This window comes from Peribacillus sp. SIMBA_075 (assembly GCF_046534585.1).
Genome location: NZ_JAWRYN010000617.1, coordinates 1 through 272 on the forward strand (window position 1 = coordinate 1; position 272 = coordinate 272).

A 272-nucleotide genomic window follows, 5' to 3' on the forward strand; every position below is an offset into this window, starting at 1 on the left:
GGACCTTGTGGACCGGTTGGACCAGTAATCCCAATGCCAGTAAATCCCGTTTGAACGGGAGGAAAGGTAGGCCCAATAAGATTTGGTGAAATTCTGAAATTAGAGTTTAATGAATTTTGTTTATCGCGCTCTCTCACACTTTCACCACCTACACACTATCTTTTTTACATTAAACAAACCTCTTCTTAATGTGTATTTACAAAAACAATCTCCAAGACTATTTTTATTTTTAATAATAAAAACTCCCTTAATTCCTTAAGGGAGTCCAGCAG

At 36.8% G+C, this 272-nt stretch carries 1 protein-coding gene; it reads right to left on the reverse strand.

Annotation, left to right across the window (positions count from 1 at the left end; genetic code table 11):
• Positions 1-137, reverse strand: a 137-nt coding sequence (locus SB775_RS29655; RefSeq protein WP_410864815.1) for an exosporium leader peptide-containing protein, incomplete at its 3' end; no start/stop codon positions are given.
• Positions 138-272 lie beyond the last annotated feature (135 nt).